General features: G+C 45.2%; 10 protein-coding genes. 5 read left to right on the forward strand and 5 right to left on the reverse strand.

Going from position 1 to position 16724, the window contains the following annotated elements:
- Nucleotides 1-48: 48 nt before the first annotated feature.
- Nucleotides 49-1554, forward strand: a complete 1506-nt coding sequence (locus G8O23_RS13445; RefSeq protein WP_166365699.1) for a glutamine synthetase family protein — start codon at nucleotides 49-51, stop codon at nucleotides 1552-1554.
- A 63-nt stretch (nucleotides 1555-1617) separates the two neighbouring features.
- On the opposite strand, the gene pdxH is transcribed toward G8O23_RS13445, so the two are convergent.
- From pdxH to G8O23_RS13465, 4 genes are read right to left on the reverse strand one after another with little or no spacing between them, the layout of a single operon-like run.
- A complete protein-coding gene (pdxH, locus tag G8O23_RS13450; RefSeq protein ID WP_166365701.1) occupies nucleotides 1618-2262 on the reverse strand; it encodes a pyridoxamine 5'-phosphate oxidase in 645 nt (214 codons plus the stop codon).
- Nucleotides 2231-3220 (reverse strand): YihY/virulence factor BrkB family protein, encoded by a 990-nt coding sequence (locus tag G8O23_RS13455; RefSeq protein ID WP_166365703.1) that lies wholly within the window; start codon nucleotides 3218-3220, stop codon nucleotides 2231-2233. Before G8O23_RS13455 ends, pdxH begins: the two co-directional genes overlap by 32 nt.
- 20 nt (nucleotides 3221-3240) lie before the next feature.
- Nucleotides 3241-4077: a carboxylating nicotinate-nucleotide diphosphorylase gene (nadC, locus tag G8O23_RS13460; RefSeq protein ID WP_166365705.1), complete on the reverse strand. Its 837-nt coding sequence runs from the start codon at nucleotides 4075-4077 to the stop codon at nucleotides 3241-3243.
- Between the two features lie 57 nt (nucleotides 4078-4134).
- The gene (locus tag G8O23_RS13465; protein WP_166365707.1) at nucleotides 4135-4539 is read right to left on the reverse strand and encodes a DUF4783 domain-containing protein; all 405 of its coding nucleotides are present in this window, start codon (nucleotides 4537-4539) and stop codon (nucleotides 4135-4137) included.
- 393 nt (nucleotides 4540-4932) lie between these two features.
- Between G8O23_RS13465 and rlmH the strand changes: the two genes are divergently transcribed.
- The 4 genes from rlmH (at nucleotide 4933) to der (ending at nucleotide 11678) form a co-directional block, all read left to right on the forward strand.
- Nucleotides 4933-5406: a 23S rRNA (pseudouridine(1915)-N(3))-methyltransferase RlmH gene (gene rlmH / locus G8O23_RS13470; protein ID WP_166365709.1), complete on the forward strand. Its 474-nt coding sequence runs from the start codon at nucleotides 4933-4935 to the stop codon at nucleotides 5404-5406.
- 83 nt (nucleotides 5407-5489) lie between these two features.
- Nucleotides 5490-9152 carry an ATP-binding protein gene (locus tag G8O23_RS17645; protein ID WP_166365711.1) on the forward strand — a complete coding sequence of 1221 codons (3663 nt, stop codon included), beginning with the start codon at nucleotides 5490-5492 and terminating at the stop codon, nucleotides 9150-9152.
- A 133-nt stretch (nucleotides 9153-9285) separates the two neighbouring features.
- Nucleotides 9286-10164, forward strand: a complete 879-nt coding sequence (gene era / locus G8O23_RS13480; protein ID WP_166365712.1) for a GTPase Era — start codon at nucleotides 9286-9288, stop codon at nucleotides 10162-10164.
- 203 nt (nucleotides 10165-10367) lie between these two features.
- Nucleotides 10368-11678 carry a ribosome biogenesis GTPase Der gene (gene der, locus G8O23_RS13485; RefSeq protein ID WP_166365713.1) on the forward strand — a complete coding sequence of 437 codons (1311 nt, stop codon included), beginning with the start codon at nucleotides 10368-10370 and terminating at the stop codon, nucleotides 11676-11678.
- An 815-nt stretch (nucleotides 11679-12493) separates the two neighbouring features.
- Here der and G8O23_RS13490 read toward each other — a convergent pair.
- Complete coding sequence (locus G8O23_RS13490) at nucleotides 12494-16702, reverse strand: PAS domain-containing hybrid sensor histidine kinase/response regulator (protein WP_166365714.1); 4209 nt, start codon at nucleotides 16700-16702, stop codon at nucleotides 12494-12496.
- Between the last annotated feature and the right edge of the window lie 22 nt (nucleotides 16703-16724).

Here is a 16724-nt window from a genome sequence, read left to right on the forward strand (position 1 = left end):
TCAGCTTTGAGAAATTTTTCCACTTATTGAAAACTAAACAAAAACTATATGAAAGAGAGTAACGTGCAAATGAACCCCAACGAATTGGTTCAGTTCTTAAAGAAATCGCCATCGGAATTCACCCGAAACGATATCGTTCGCTTCTGCGAACAGAATGGCATTGAGATGATTAACTTCCGCTACGTGGCCGAGGATGGTAGGCTAAAAACGCTCAATTTTGTGATTACATCTAAAGAGCACCTTGAGACCATTCTAACCAATGGCGAACGGGTGGATGGCAGCAGCCTTTTCTCTTTCATCGAGGCTGGCAGCAGCGACCTTTACGTTGTTCCCCGCTACCGCACCGCATTTATAAATCCATTCGCTGAGGTTCCTACCCTCGATATCCTTTGCTCGTTCTACAACAACGAGGGCAAACCACTAGAGAGCGATCCTGGCTACGTACTACGCAAGGCCAGCGAGGAGTTTACTCGCCAAACGGGTTACAACTTTAAGGCACTGGGCGAGCTAGAATATTACATAATCTCTCCTAAAGAAGATGCATTTCCTGGTGTAGACCAAAAGGGATACCACGCCAGCGAGCCGTTTGCCAAGTTTGAGTTTATCCGCAACGAGGCGCTAAGGCTTATTGCCAAGGCAGGAGGCTGCATAAAGTACGGGCACTCAGAGGTTGGGTGTTTCTCCGACGAGGATATGTACTACGAGCAGCAGGAGATTGAGTTCCTCCCCACTTCGGTGGAGGAGGCAGCCGAACAGATGATATTGGCCAAGTGGATACTAAGAATGCTAGGCTACCGCTATGGTGTAGATATTAGCTACGCCCCTAAAATTACCGTAGGCAAAGCGGGTAGCGGAATGCATTTCCATATGATGCTCGAGAAGGATGGCAAGAACCTTACAGCCGAGAATGGCAAGCTCAGCGATTTAGCTAAAAAGATGATTGCCGGAATACTTAGCTCTGCCGACGCACTTACAGCCTTTGGAAATACCATACCAACCTCGTATCTCCGCCTAGTTCCGCATCAGGAGGCTCCCACCAACGTTTGCTGGGGCGACCGCAACCGCTCCGTGGTAATACGCGTTCCCCTGGGATGGTCGGGTGCAGGCAATATGATTCAGGATGCTAACCCCCAAGATAAGAGCGAAAGCCGTAAGGGCGAGTCGAAGCAAACCTTTGAGTTTAGAGTTCCCGATGGCTCGGCCGATATTTATCTCACCCTAGCCGGATTGGTAGTTACTGCACTTAAAGGCCTTCAAATGCCTGATGCGTTAGAGGTTGCACAAAAACTTTACGTTGATGTAAACATCTTTAAGCCTGAGTTTAAAGATAAGCTGGCCACGCTGGAGCAGCTGCCTGTATCGTGCTACGAATCGGCCGAGGCGCTTGACAACAAGCGAGCAATTTTTGAGAACAACCATATCTTTCCACAAGGGCTTATCCAAAGCCGCATTGAGAAACTTAAATCGTATAACGATAAGGGGCTTAGTGAAAAGCTATACGGAAAGCATGATGAGATAAAGAAACTAGTAGATCAATTTATCCATGTAGGGTAATCAGGATCAAACAGAAGCAAGGTAAAGGCGAGGCTATAACCTCGCCTTTGCTTTTGCGCCTTGCTAGGGGGCAAGTCGTTCTATCTCCCACGTCTCATTTAGGAAAGAAAACTGAATACGATCATGCAAACGATTGGGCCTCCCCTGCCAAAACTCAATTACATTGGGCGTAAGAGTATAACCGCCCCAGTTAGGCGGGCGCTTAATTGGCTTATTTGAGAACTCCTCCAGAAAATCCGACTTCAGATTATCGAGGTACTTCCTGCTTGGTATTACTTGGCTTTGAGGCGATGCCCACGCTCCAATTTTGCTTTTATCGGGTCGAGTTTCGAAATACTTATCGGAAAGCCTTTCGCTGGTTTTCTTTATAGTCCCCTCAATCCGAACCTGTCGTTCGAGCTCTGGCCAGTAAAATACCAGCGCACCGTAGGGATTCTGCAGTATCTGCCTACCCTTCTTGCTCTCGTAGTTGGTAAAAAAGGTGAAGCCAGTCGAACCAACATCCTTAAGCAGAACAACCCTAGCCGAGGGTTTTCCATCGAATGTGCTTGTGGCTAGGGTCATTGCCGTGGGCTCATTGCATTGGGCTTCAATTGCCTCTGCCAGCCACAGTTCAAAGAGGGATATGGGGTTTCTATCAATATCGGCTTCATTCAGATGCCTCAAATTGTAATCCCTACGAATGTCCGATATGTTCTGTTTCTTCATAGCTTAGCTTTTTGGTCAAACTACTTTTGGCCGATGCAATGCTGGCATTGATCTCGAATCCAACAATTAGCCCAATGGCGTTGAAAAAAATCCAAATCATAAGCGCCAGCAGGCTGCCAATAGATCCGTATAGCTTGTTATACTGCCCAAAGTTGTTTACATAAAACGAAAACCCTAACGATGTAACCAAAATCATTGCTGTTGCCATAATCGACCCTGCAGAGATAAACCTAAACTTGGTTCGTTTGGCGGGTGCCATATAGTAAAGCAGCGAAATGGAAAAAAAGAAGATGCAAACAATAACAAACCACCTGATTACAACAATAACATAGTAGGTAAAGTTTAGCTGAAGAAACTCTTTTTGTACCAAAATATCGAGCAGGAACTGTCCAAACAGAACCAGCATAACGCCAAGAGTAAGTAGCAGGGGCAGTAAGAATGTTAGAAAAAAAGCTATTAAATGCTGGTTAACAAATCCTCGGGTTTCGATGGTGTGGTAAGTAGCATTAAAGGCATTAATTAGGGAGCTTACACCATTATGGGCAAAAAAAACCGCCGCTATAAAGCCAAATGAAAGCAATCCCCAGCTTCGCTGGGTTACCACCTCGGTAAGAGTACTCTCCACCAACGAGAAAGCTGTAATAGGCAACAACTCCTCCACCAGTTCGAGTAGCTGCTGCTGAAAGTTACTAACAGGTATATACGGTATAAGCGTGAATAGGAAGATGATGGTTGGGAAAATAGCCACAAAAAAATCGAAGGCAACAGCCGAGGCTCTTGTGGTTATGCTACCTCGGATCAACCCTCGACCAAAAAAGGCAACCACATCGTAAATGGGAACCCCATCGAAGCCAATAAAGCTAACTCGCTTAGCTTTTCGCACAGTAAGCCTAGCGTAAACAGAAACCCGTCGCAATATTTGCTTCATCGAGTGCTTCCAGCTATGCTTTGCAGGCATTACGGTATGATTTTGGTTCGCTATACCTTTTTAAGGTTCATATCAAGACTTTTGATCTTATGGGTTAGAGCCCCAACTGATATAAAATCGACACCCGTCTCGGCATACCCTCGGATTGTTTCTTGGGTAATACCTCCCGATGATTCAACCTCGAATCGGCCATCGATCAGCGCCACAGCTTTTCGTGTATTCTCAACGCTAAAATTATCGAGCATAATGCGTTTAACCCCACCCACCTCAATAACCTCCATTATTTCATCGAAGTTCCGGGTCTCAATCTCTATATCGATATTTCGCCCGGTAGACTTTAGGTAACTGTTGGCCTTTTCGATAGCCTGCCTAACCCCTCCTGCAAAATCCACGTGATTATCCTTTAGCATAATCATATCGTAAAGCCCCATCCTATGATTGTGCCCCCCGCCAATGCGAACGGCCAGCTTGTCGAATACACGCATACCGGGTGTGGTTTTCCGGGTGTCCAGTACCTTGGCGCGGGTTCCTTCTATTAGCTTCACATAAACATTTGTTTGGCTTGCTATCCCGCTCATTCGTTGCATAATATTAAGCACTATCCGCTCTGCCTGCAACAACGAATGTACACGCCCCTTTGCGCTAAAGCCAATATCGCCAAACTTAACAGAAGCTCCATCGGTTAGAAAAGGGGTAAAGTTAATCTGGCTATCAATTCGTTGATATACTTTCTGGGCCACCTCTACTCCAGCAAGCACACCCGAATCCTTAAGCATGAGCTGCACTTCGCCAACGGCATCGTTGGGAATGCATGATAACGACGAATGGTCACCATCGCCAATGTCCTCAGCAATGGCCAGGTCAATTAGTTTGTCTTCCAATGACATCTAAATACTTTGTTTTGGTAATTCGATGCGAATGTAACGATAAAATTGTTATTGGCATCAACTGCGCTCAATACGAATTTGGTGTATCAGTAGCTTGCTCTTATCGGTTTTCATAAATATTGAAACCCTGAAGCTACCCGTTTGAGTAACTAGAGTCCCAATGGCAAAGCTTGTATTGCCCTTATTCCCTTGGTGATTAATCCTAAACGAAGTGGGCTTATTGCGTGTAAAGAAGTCTTTCATTAGTAGCTCGGCTTGCGACTTGCTGTAGATGTTTTCCTCATCAAGCAGCTCCAGTTCAACGGTTGGGTTTAGGTGTTTACCCAGCTCACTTGAGTTGCCATTGGTAAAAACTTTTGTAATGGACTCGAGAAAGCTATCGGTAGACCCCTGAGGGACGAAACCACTAAAAACCACAGCAATTGATGCTATAATCATAATGGTTCTCACTTTTCTATTCATATTCATCAACTTTATTTCGGGTTCAGTTAAGCATCAAAAAAAATCTAAATCAGGAGATTATAAGCAACAAAATGTATGCCCTTTACCATTTAGTTCAACCAATGTTTATGCAATAATTATAAATACTAATGCTTAGTATTACTAAAAATTTCAAGCATTGGTTTCGGTTATTTGTAAAAATAGTGAATGTAAGTGTGTTTTCAAAACTATTTTGAAAAGCCATAGTAATGATTACATAACTATTTACATTAAGGCTCTACATTTTTATGTGGATATAAGGCGTGAGCGGACAATTCGAGTGGCTTTGTAAAAACACCATGGCTCAAACAATTTTGGAGATAAAATTTTAAAATCGTTAATTTACCTTTGAATGAACTCAATAAAAGCACCGAGGTGAAAATAACAATTTTGGCCATAGGCAAAACCAACATCAACTTTGTAAACGAGGGGATTAGCGAGTACTTAAAGCGGTTAAAGCGCTACATAAAGGTTGAGATACAAATTATAGCCGATGTTAAGAACAGCAAAAACCTTACAGCACCCCAGCTTATTCAGAAAGAGGAGGAGCTACTGCTTAACGCATTGAGTTCCGATTCTTACGTTGTACTTCTCGACGAAAAAGGCAAGGAGTGCACCTCGGTGGAGCTATCGCAGTTTGTCGAGGGTAAAATGATTAGCGGCACCAAGGAGGTTGTTTTTGTAATTGGAGGAGCCTACGGTGTTTCCAATGCCATAAAACAAAGGGCAAACGAACAGCTATCGATGTCGCAATTAACCTTCTCGCACCAAATGATTAGGTTAATACTAATTGAGCAGATATACCGAGCGATGACCATTATAAGGGGCGAACCCTATCACCACGAGTAGCTTTCGAAGTAAATTCGGTGCGATTTTTGCTGCTACCAGCCATTGTCCGTGAAAAACAAAAATAACTCAATAAAAGAATCGTTGTGAGCAACTGGAGTATAAGGATTGTTATTGTTGTAGCCATCTTGCTATCCCTAGCATCTTTTATTACAATTCCCTACACCTCACAGATTCTTACCCAGCGACTTGCCAGCCCTCCTCAAATTTCCCGCACCAAGGATGTTGTAATGGAGCGCACCAACGTGGGGATGCAAATTACCAAGGATTTAATAAACGAAGCATTCGACAATGGATTTTTAAGTGCCTTTGGGTTGCTGTCGGACTCAAAATGGAAAACCCTACAGAGCGAGGGCCTAGCCATATTCCTGTTTAAGGATGATATACTCGAGTTCTGGTCCGAGAACATGGAGATTGGCCATGTTGAGGAGCTGTCGAACAGGTTGGTTAAAGTACAAAACACTTGGTGTATATCGTACTGGATTGCTCGCGATGATATAAAGGGGTTACTCCTTGTGAAGCTGCGATACAACTATCCCTACCAAAATAAATTTTTGCAAAATGAGTTCCACAGCTCCCTTAACTTTCTGAGTGGCTACTACCTGTCCTCCACACCTCTCGATGGTTCGTTCCCCGTAGCACTCTTTGGCAGTGCCCCAGTTTTTTACCTAAGCTACATCCCCAGAGATTTTGAAACAGAGAAGGAGAATTTTGAAGCGCTCCTTTACCTAATAGGTTTCATAATGCTTACCATTGCCCTTTACAGCGTATTTTGGCTACCATTTTTGAGGGACAGAAAGATTCTGAGCATACCGCTGATGGCAATTACTCTTGCTGGGTTAAGATTAGCTATTTTACATTGGCATATCATTCCTCAGGGAAGTTGGAAACTATTTAGCCCTGAGATTTTTGCCTTCTCATGGCTCACCCCATCAATGGGCGATCTGCTTATAAACACTGCCATAGTATTCGGTATTATGGCCTACGCATTCAGAGCGGTTCGGGAGATAGAGTTTCAGAAAAATAGCTGGAAGGGGCTATCAGGATTCCTTTTTGCACTAATATCGTTTATTGCACTTTTCATAACCGATAGCCTTATATCAATACTCGTTCACAACTCAACCATAACCCTAGAAGCTTACCGAATTTTTAACCTGTCAATTTATACAGGCCTTGCATATATTGTGGTATCGCTATGGTTTATTAGCGCCATACTTAGCGCATATTGCGCAACCCAAATGCTTTCATCATTCGTGAGGAAACATCGGGTTGCCATATGGACTACCGGTTTAGTAATTGGCTTAGTAACCATTGCAGCATTAGCGTCAACCCCTTCGGCATACGGAATTGTTCTGGCAGTGATGGTCGTAGTGCTTATTCATCACTTTTACAAATCAACCAAAACTATAAATGTAAGCTTGTTCCTTGCCTTACTATTGCTGCTATCACTTTACACAGTGTTGCTGGTTTCGAGAAATTCGGAGGCAAAGGATAGGGAGGTTCGGAAAATACTGGCCATTAACTTGGCCAACGAGCGCGACCCGGTGGCAGAGGTCATTTTCCCTCAGATGACCCGAAAGATGTATGCGGATCAGGACATCCTATACTACCTTGATAACATCTCAACCCATGAGGGTGAACTTTACACGCACCTTAATGAGAACTACCTCAACAGCTATCTCCAAAAGTACGACTTCCAAATAACCGTTTGCCTTAGCTCCTCCGACATCTACATTGAGAGTACTGGCGAAGTAATGGGCTGCTACAGTTTTTTTGAGAGCATGCTTAATGAGTATGGCATGCGAATACCGGGTACCAGCTTCTACCATCTGAACAACCAGAATGGACGAATAAGCTACCTGGGAATGGTTGAGTACGTTCTGCCCGATGGAGCGGAAATTTGCATCTACCTTGAGCTCGACTCGAAGCTTAGCCGCGAGCTGCTGGGCTACCCCGAGCTGCTTCTCGACGGAAAGGTAACAGGCCGATCAATCTTCTCAAGCTATTCGTCAGCCAAATATTTTAATGGACAACTTATTGCCCGAACAGGTAATTTCGACTACCCCCTCTTCAACACGTTTGAGGCAGATACAGCAAGCGTTTACACATTTATCGACGATAAGAGCCACAGCCACCTCATGTACTCCAACGACAGCGAGATAGAGCTCTTTCTAAGCCGACCCAAGGAGAATCTATTCAACGTAACCGCATCGTTTGCATGGGTATTTCTGTTTTTTTACATCACCTCAATTCTTTGGCTAATGCTGGGAGGGCTCCCTGTGGGCTTTAACTTTAGGGTTCCCAGCCTTAAGAATAGGATTAGGTACACCATGGTGCAGCTGCTCTTCCTATCGCTAATTATGGTAGGAATGGTAACCATAACCTATAGCGTGAAGGGTTTCGAAAGCAAAAACTACGACAGCTTGAACGAGAAGCTGCTATCGGCCAAGGTAGATATTGAAAGCAACCTGGTTCCCCAAGAAGCAATTCTGCCCGATTATGCCGATTACCTGACCCACTACCTTATAAAACTCTCAAACGTACTTCGATCTGATATCAATCTATACAGCCTCAGCGGTGAACTAATTGCCACATCACGCCCCGAGGTTTTTGAACGGCAGCTCATTGGCACCGATATGCACCCGCTGTCGTACTACGAGCTGTCCACCAAGTATAGCCCCAAGCTTATACATACCGAGCAAATTGGTAGCATGGAGTACCTATCGGCCTATGCTCCCATTTTCAATAATCGTAACCAAATGGTCGCTTACCTTAACCTCCCTTACTTCACCCGGCAGGGCGAATTCATGGAGGAGGTGTTCTCGGTTATTGTGGCCCTGGTGAACATCTATGCACTTCTAATCCTCTTCGCCATTTTTGTGGCGATTGTAATTAGCAGCCAGATATCGAAACCCTTGGTGCTAATCCGAGAGAAGCTCAGCACGGTTGACCTGGATAAGCATAACGAGACCATTAGCTATGTGGGCAACGACGAACTGGGACAGCTCGTAGCCGAGTACAACCGAATGGTAGGTGAGTTGGCCGAAAGCGCCTCTAAGCTAGCGCAAAGCCAGCGGCAAAGCGCTTGGCGCGAGATGGCCAAGCAGATTGCACATGAAATAAAGAATCCGCTTACCCCCATAAAGCTAAATCTGCAGTATTTGGTTAAGGCTAAGAGAAGTAACCACCCCGATTGGGATACGCTATTCGAAAAGTTTGCCGATTCGCTAATCGACCAAATCAACACGCTAAGCAACATTGCCACCGAGTTCTCGAACTTTGCCAAAATGCCCGTGGGGCAGTTCAAGCACATTACGCTTAATGGGATAGTAGATGATGCGGTGAACCTCTTCTCGGCCTACCCCAACATATACGTTGAGAAGAACATACCCCATGAAGAACTTCCCATTTACGCCGATAAAGAGCAGCTTAGCCGAGTATTTGTAAATCTTATAAAGAATGCCGTACAGGCCATTGGGCGTAAGGAGGAAGGGCACCTAAGGGTATCGATTGTAATCTCGAAGCCCAACGTTAGAGTTGTTATTGAGGACAACGGCACCGGCATTCCCGATGATGTGGCCGAAAAGCTGTTCACACCCAACTTCACAACCAAATCGGGGGGTATGGGACTTGGACTAGCCATTAGCAAAGGTATTGTTGAAGTGATAGGTGGACGTATCTGGTTCGAGAGTACCCCAGGACTTGGCACTAAGTTCTTTGTGCAGCTACCCTTATCGCCCAAGCAGTAACCGTATCAACTTGTGCAAGAGCCTTACTTGCCGTTAGCAAAACAGGACAACAGCAAATTATTAAACCGATTTGTGAGAAAATCGTTCTATTTCTTACTATCTTTGCAGCCCAAAAAAATTGTAATTCAGCAAGATGACACACAAATCAGGTTTTGTAAATATCATAGGTAACCCCAACGTGGGCAAATCGACCCTTATGAATGCCCTAGTGGGCGAACGGCTCTCAATTATCACCAGCAAGGCGCAAACCACACGCCATCGCATCATGGGTATTGTGAACGGCGATGATTTTCAGATAGTATACTCCGATACTCCCGGTGTGCTTAAACCCGCATACAAGCTGCAGGAGTCGATGATGCGCTTTGTAATGACAGCCCTTGAGGATGCCGACGTGATACTGTACATTACCGATACCCAAGAGACTCCAAATAAGAATCAGGAGTTTTTAGACACCCTTAGCAAGCAGAACAAGCCCATTATACTTGTAATAAACAAGGTAGACCTGAGCGACCAAGCCAAGTTGGAAAGTCTAGTGGAGCTATGGCACAGCATGCTGCCCACGGCCTCAATTATTCCCGCTTCGGCGCTACATAAATTTAGCCTCGATGCAATACTAAGCAATATACTAAGCAGCCTCCCCGAGGGACCTGAGTTTTTTCCAAAGGACACCCTTACCGACAAGACACTTAGGTTTTTTGCCTCCGAGATTATTCGCGAGAAGGTGCTCACAACCTACCAAAAGGAGATACCCTACTCGGTTGAGGTTGTGGTTGAGGAATACAAGGAGGAACCAAGCATCGATAGAATAAGGGCGCTAATATTCGTTGCCCGCGATTCGCAGAAGGGCATCATCATTGGTCATCAGGGTAAAATGCTGAAGAAAGTTGGCACAGAGGCCCGCTTGGAGTTGGAAAAGTTTCTTGACAAGAAGGTGTTTCTTGAACTCTACGTTAAGGTTGACCCCAACTGGCGCGACGACGATGCCAAGCTCAAACGGTTTGGGTACTTATAGGTTAAGTTTGATTAGTGAAATATTGGATTGAACTATTAGCTGATCCCTGCCTTTGCCACCAGGCGGGTTGAGTGATTAAGTGATTGATTGAACGTAGGGTTTGATAAGGGAAGTGCAGTAAGTAGTCGATGTGTTTAAAGGAAGAAATAAGCAAACATTACCGTTGTTGGTAAACGGTACGGAAAATATTAAGAATAGTAGTAATGGCAAATATTGTAGCAATAGTAGGAAGGCCCAACGTGGGCAAATCGACACTTTTTAACCGGCTCGTAGGACAACGCAAAGCAATTGTTGACGAAACAGCAGGGGTAACTCGCGATCGTATTTATGGCAAATCCGATTGGAATGGAATTGATTTCTCGGTGATTGATACCGGGGGGTGGATTACAAACTCCGACGATATTTTCGAGGGAGAAATCCGCAAGCAGGTGAAGCTGGCCATTGAGGAAGCTGACGTTATCCTATTCTTAGTGGACGTGGCAACCGGAATTACCGATATGGATACAGAGGTAGCCAACCTACTCCGCCGTACCGAAAAAAAGGTATTACTCGTTGTAAATAAGGTTGACAACCACCTGCGTCAGTTCGACTCTTACGAGTTCTACAACCTGGGTCTTGGCGATCCATTCACCGTATCATCAATTAATGGCAGCGGAACAGGCGACCTGCTCGACGAGGTGGTAAAATCGTTTAGCAAGGAGGATGAGCAGGATGAAGAGGAGTTGGACATCCCCAAAATATCAATTGTTGGCAGACCCAACGTGGGCAAATCATCAATAATAAATGCCCTGGTGGGCGAGGAGCGAAACATTGTTACCCCCATTGCCGGAACAACCCGCGACTCGGTACATAGCCGTTACAATAAGTACGGCCATGACTTTATTATGATTGATACGGCCGGGCTGCGCAAAAAAGGCAAGGTAACCGAAGATTTGGAATTCTACTCGGTACTTCGCTCGGTGCGAACCATCGAGAATTCTGATGTATGCATCCTTATGGTAGATGCCACACAGGGCATTGAGGCGCAGGACTTAAACATCTTCAACCTTATTGTTCGTAACCGCAAAGGCGTTGTGCTAGTGGTAAACAAGTGGGATTTGGTTGAAAAGGATAATAAAACCACCGCTGAGTACACCAAGGCCATAAAGGAGCGAATAGCACCTTTCCAGGATGTGCCAATTGTATTCACCTCGGCCATAACAAAGCAACGCATACTAAAAGTGCTTGAGGAGGCCATGATGGTTTACCAGAACCGAACGCAGCGCATATCCACATCGGAGCTTAATGAGTTTACACAGGAGGTGGTTGACGCTTATCCCCCACCCGCATGGAAAGGAAAATTCATCAAGATTAAGTACGCCACCCAGCTGCCAACGCATGCTCCTTCGTTCGCATTCTTCTGCAACTTACCTCAGTACGTTAAAGAACCATACAAGCGTTACATTGAGAATAAGATCAGGGAGCGATACAACTTTTCGGGAGTACCCATGCAGATATTCTTTAGGAAGAAGTAGAGGGAGGAGATCGGTAATCGGTAATCGGTGGTCGGTAATCGGTGGTCGGTGATCGGTGATCGGTGATCGGTGGTCGGTAATCAGTAATCAGTAATCAGTAGGCGGTGGTCGGTAGTCGGTTGCTTCTTGCTAGTTGTGGGCTAAAATTTCGATAATGGTTACAACATTTTACATTGAATGTAGAATGTTGAACATCGAATATCGAATGTAGAATGTAGAATTTTGAATGATGAAGTTTTGGGTGAGGAGTGGGCGCTGATTAATAGGCAACTACCCTTTGCGTGCTTGCGGCCCTGCCTGCCTCATTTGGTAGGTTTGCGTTTAAACTTTTAGCACAGAGGATTTTATACCTTGCTTACGGATATTGCTTGCTGCTGCGAGTGGCTCTTGGTAAGTGGTTGGTTTGCTGATAATACTTGAGAATACACAAAGGACACTGAGCGTTTTTGCGCTTTGCCTTGCGGCAAATGCTCAAAATTGGGGTGATGAGTGGGAATTGGTTGATCGCTAGCTACTTTTTGCGACCCTGCCTACCAGTTTTTTGGCAGGTCTGCCTGCTATCTTTGTGCAGGCCTGCCTGCTATCTTTTTGGCAGGTTAGCAACCCTGACTGACAATTGGTTGGTTTGCGTAAGGTTATTTGAATATCGAATACCTAACATCGAATGTCGAACACTGAACAATGAATGTCGAATATCGAATGCTGAAGAGGGGATGAGACACGGTCGTTCCCTGGTGAATAGGAACCAATCGTATCCAGTCACTTCGTGGCCTGCTTGGCAGGCAGGTTGAATACTCTACATTATCGTGGTCTGCTTACTTTTTCAGGTAATTACTAATTAGGGTCAGCAGCTGCATCCTGTCGATGGGTTTAGAGATGTAATCGTCGCATCCGGCCTGAATGGCCTTGTCCCTGTCGGAGGCAAAGGCGTATGCGGTTTGGGCAATCACCGTTAAATTCTTACGAAGTTTCTTAATCTCAGCCGTAGCTTGGTAGCCGTCCATACCGGGCATTTTGATATCCATCAGCACAATGTCTAGCTCTGGGTTACTTCTCACCATTTCAATGGCCTGCATTCCATTTTTTGCCCATAGGATATTGAACTTATGCCCTGCAAAGATCTCGCGTATATACATAAAATTGACCTCATCATCTTCTGCCACCAGCAGATTAACGCCGGCAGGCATTTGCCGCTCATTATGTTGCGATACTACCTCAACCTTACCACCATCCAGCTCCTTGGGATTGTAGGGTAAGGTAAAGCGGAATGCTGAGCCCCTACCCAGGGTCGATTCAACCCAAATTTCGCCACCCATCTTTTTTATGTAAGCCTTGGATATTGCAAGCCCTAAACCGGTGCCACCAGTCTGCTCTGACAACCGAGTTTCGACCTGGCTAAAGCGCTCAAAGATAGACTCGAAATTCTCATGCGAAATTCCTACTCCCGAATCCTCAACGGAGAATTGTAGTTGGTTATCCTTGCGGAAGTATCCAAATTTCACCTCGCCTTCCTGCGTAAACTTAAAGGCATTATTGAGCAAATTTCCAATAATCTGTTTTACTCGAGCTGAGTCCGCAATGATTACCGACTCATCATCGGGGAGCCCTTTGGCGAAGGAGAACTCCAAGTTCTTCTCGTGAGCTTTAGGCTTAAAGAGCAGAAACTGCTCATACATAAGTTGGTTTAAATTAACCTCCGTTTCGGAGAGTACTATTTGGTTTGCCTCAATTTTCGATATGTCAATCAAGTCGTTAATTATACTTAGCAGCTGGTTGCCGCAACCCTGGACAATATCAACATACTCCTTCACCTCCAAATCCGACAGCTCCTGAGTGGTAAGAAGCTGGGTAAAGCCCAAAATGCCATTCATGGGCGTTCTAATTTCATGGCTCATATTGGCCAGGAATGCGCTTTTAAGCCTATCGCTCTCCTCGGCCTTCTGCTTGGCTTCGTACAGCTCCTCGTTAATAACCCTATACTCCTCGTTCTGCGCCTCAATTTCATGGGTTTTCTGAACTAATTCCTCCTCCACCAGCTTACGATCGGTGATGTCGCGATAGATGCCATAAACCGCAATTTTACCCCCGTGGAAATATATGGGATGCCCAAGGATTGAAACATGCACCAGCGATCCATCCTTTCTCTTTCTAACGGTTTCCTTCATAATTGTATCGCCCCGGGCAACCGTATTGGTAAGCTCCTGCCCTTCATCTTTAAAATCATCGGGAACAATTAGGCTGTTTATGGGTTTGCCCTCCATTTCTTCGTCGGTATAGCCGAATAGCCTAGAGAACTCTGAGTTAGTCCTGATGATACAGTCGTTCACATCAAGCACTACTATACCCTCGGGCGAGCTCTCGAATAGCTGTTCAAAGTAAGTCCTTTCCAGCTCAACCTGCTCTCTTGACTTTTTGCTTTCGGTAATATCGTCGTACGTTCCAAGAATTCCCACAACCTCGCCCTGATCGTTGCGTAATGGTATTTTGCTTGTTTTAAGCCAAATTACATCACCCATAGGGGTGGTTTGCGGTTCTTCGTAGTTCAGCTTTGGCCTACCCGAGGCCATAATGGCTCTATCATCGGCTTGGTAAAGAGCTGCCTCGTTTCGCCAGCCCATATCGTAATCGGTAAGCCCAACTAAACTATTAGGGTTATCAAACCCAGCATCCGAAGCAAATGGTTTATTGCAGCCAAGGAATCGAAGGTACTTATCCTTCCAGAAAACGCGCACGGGTATTGTGTCGAGTACGGATTGTAGCAGGTTTCTTGATTCACGTAACTCGCTCTCCATAAACTTCCGGTCGGATATATCCATATGGGTTCCAACAATCCGCTGCGGATTACCGGCGCTATCCCACTCTACAATTTTACCACGGGCATGTATCCATCGCCAAGTGTTATCCTTTGCCCTAAGCCTAAACTCGAGGTTAAACTCTGGCAGCTGCTCCTTAAGGAATCTCGAAAGCACTTCCTTGCTTCTTTCAAAATCGTTGGGGTGCAATAGGTTTTCCCAACTCTTGAAGCTAGCCTCAAATTCGCCGGGTTCATACCCCAGCATAGAGTAGTATCGATCGCTAAAGAAAACTGAACCTTCTATGAGATTCCAATCCCAAAGGCCATCGTTCGTTGCCTCAACTACATAGCGAAAACGCTCTTCGCTTTGCCTATGCATCTCCTGCCACTGCTTACTTTCGGTAATATCTCGGGAGATACCAAATGTGCCAATTATGTTGCCTTTACCATCAAACAATGGAACCTTTGTTGTGGACGCCCAGGTTATTCGTCCATCAGGCCATGTTTCTCGCTCCTCAATCCCCACGATGGGCTTAGCTGTTTCAATAATTTTTTGTTCAATATCGTAGGCCATCTGGGCATGCTCAGGGGAAAAGAAATCGAAGTCTGATTTTCCTACTATATCCTGAGCCTGGCTTAACCCAAAGCGTTCTGCAACATTTCGGCTAGCACGGATGAACCGGGAATCTAAATCTTTAAAGTAGATTTGATCAACCACATTCTCCATCATATTTTGGATAAGTAGTCGCTCCTGATCCAGCGCCCTTTCGGCCACTTTGCGGGAGGTAATATCTCGAACTATTGCTTGTAGATACGAATAACCTCCAAATGTTAATAGATTTAGGCTGATTTCTGTGTAGACAGCTATGCCCCTAACATCCTCATGAACCCACTCGAAGTAAAGCGACTCGCCACTAAACGCTCGACGCATATACTCCACTGATAGCTTGGATGATGGCTCGCCATTAGGTTGTGATACCGGAGAAAAATCGGCAGGAGTTTTTCCAATAATCTCGCTCTTTAGGCACCCGAACAGCTTCTCGGTCTTTTGGTTACAGTCAACAAAACCCTGTGTGTCCATTAAAAAGATGGCGTCGTTTGCATAATTGAACAGGGCACGGAATTTGGCCTCGTTCTTTTCAACCTCTTGCCTCACCCTATTCCGCTCAGTTACATCACGAATTATGGCCTGATAGGTATCGTTAGGCAGGCGCTTGGAGTGCATTTCAACAACCAGGGTAGTACCGTCGGGTTGAAAAATCTCACGTTCGCTCACAACCGTTTGCCCCTTATTCAGCAGATCGAACCTAAATGGTTTTTCCTTAACAACCTTTGGGTCAAAAAAATCTGCAATGTGTGACCCAATAACCTCATCCCGGGTACGTCCCGCAATTTCGAGGAAGCGCTGGTTTGTTGAAATTACAATACCCTGCATATTGCCAATAACAAAACCATCAACGGCAAACTCAATAATATCTCTGTATCGCTTTTCGCTATCAGCAATGGCTTGCTCAAACCTAACCTGCTCCTCAATGTTTCGGAACTCGGTTACCCGAACTACTTTACCCTTGTATGGAATTTGCTTACCTCTAATCTCAAGTGGATACTCCTGCCCGCTCTTGGCTTTTCCAATCGATCGGTATGGTTTTTCATAGCCGGAAGTAATATGTTGCATTACACGCTCCCTCTCAGGTGGTGCAATTAGCTGCAGCCCGTCCATTCCAATCAACTCCTTGACTGAATATCCTGTCATACTGGCTAGCGCCTGGTTGGCTTCAATAATAATACCTTTGTCGTGCATAGCTATGCCGCCAAACGAGGCCTCGGCCAGACCCTTAAAACGCTTGTGACTCTCGTACAAGCTACGCTGGAGCTTGCTGGTATGCTTCACCGGAGTGAAGGTTATGATTACATTGGAATTATCGTGAGTGTCAGGTAGAATTTTCGTAGATACCGAGTACCAAATCAACTCGCCGCTTGGTAGTTTAAACCGCACCTCTTTATGTAATGGGGCAGATGAATTTTTGAAATATTCAGCTACATCAAATGCGTCGGTTGGATCAATTAGCTCGAACCATTTATTTTCTGGCACGTCTGTGGGTAAGTAACCTAGCTCTAGTACAATATTCTGGTTGCTACATAATACCTCTTGTTTTGAAGCATCCCAGATCATTGCAGTAACCGGGAGCATAGCAAGTAAAGTGCTGTAGGTTGAGGATGAGCTATGCATATATATTATGCTTTTAAAAAGT

Source organism: Perlabentimonas gracilis (assembly GCF_011174675.1).
GTDB lineage: Bacteria > Bacteroidota > Bacteroidia > Bacteroidales > Tenuifilaceae > Perlabentimonas > Perlabentimonas gracilis.

Bases quoted from the DNA above. Each gene is read 5' to 3' on its own strand.
- G8O23_RS13445 (WP_166365699.1), top strand. From the start codon at position 49: ATGAAAGAGAGTAACGTGCAAATGAACCCCAACGAATTGGTTCAGTTC.
- pdxH (WP_166365701.1), bottom strand. From the start codon at position 2,262: ATGAAGAAACAGAACATATCGGACATTCGTAGGGATTACAATTTGAGG.
- G8O23_RS13455 (WP_166365703.1), bottom strand. From the start codon at position 3,220: ATGCCTGCAAAGCATAGCTGGAAGCACTCGATGAAGCAAATATTGCGA.
- nadC (WP_166365705.1), bottom strand. From the start codon at position 4,077: ATGTCATTGGAAGACAAACTAATTGACCTGGCCATTGCTGAGGACATT.
- G8O23_RS13465 (WP_166365707.1), bottom strand. From the start codon at position 4,539: ATGAATAGAAAAGTGAGAACCATTATGATTATAGCATCAATTGCTGTG.
- era (WP_166365712.1), top strand. From the start codon at position 9,286: ATGACACACAAATCAGGTTTTGTAAATATCATAGGTAACCCCAACGTG.
- der (WP_166365713.1), top strand. From the start codon at position 10,368: ATGGCAAATATTGTAGCAATAGTAGGAAGGCCCAACGTGGGCAAATCG.
- G8O23_RS13490 (WP_166365714.1), bottom strand. From the start codon at position 16,702: ATGCATAGCTCATCCTCAACCTACAGCACTTTACTTGCTATGCTCCCG.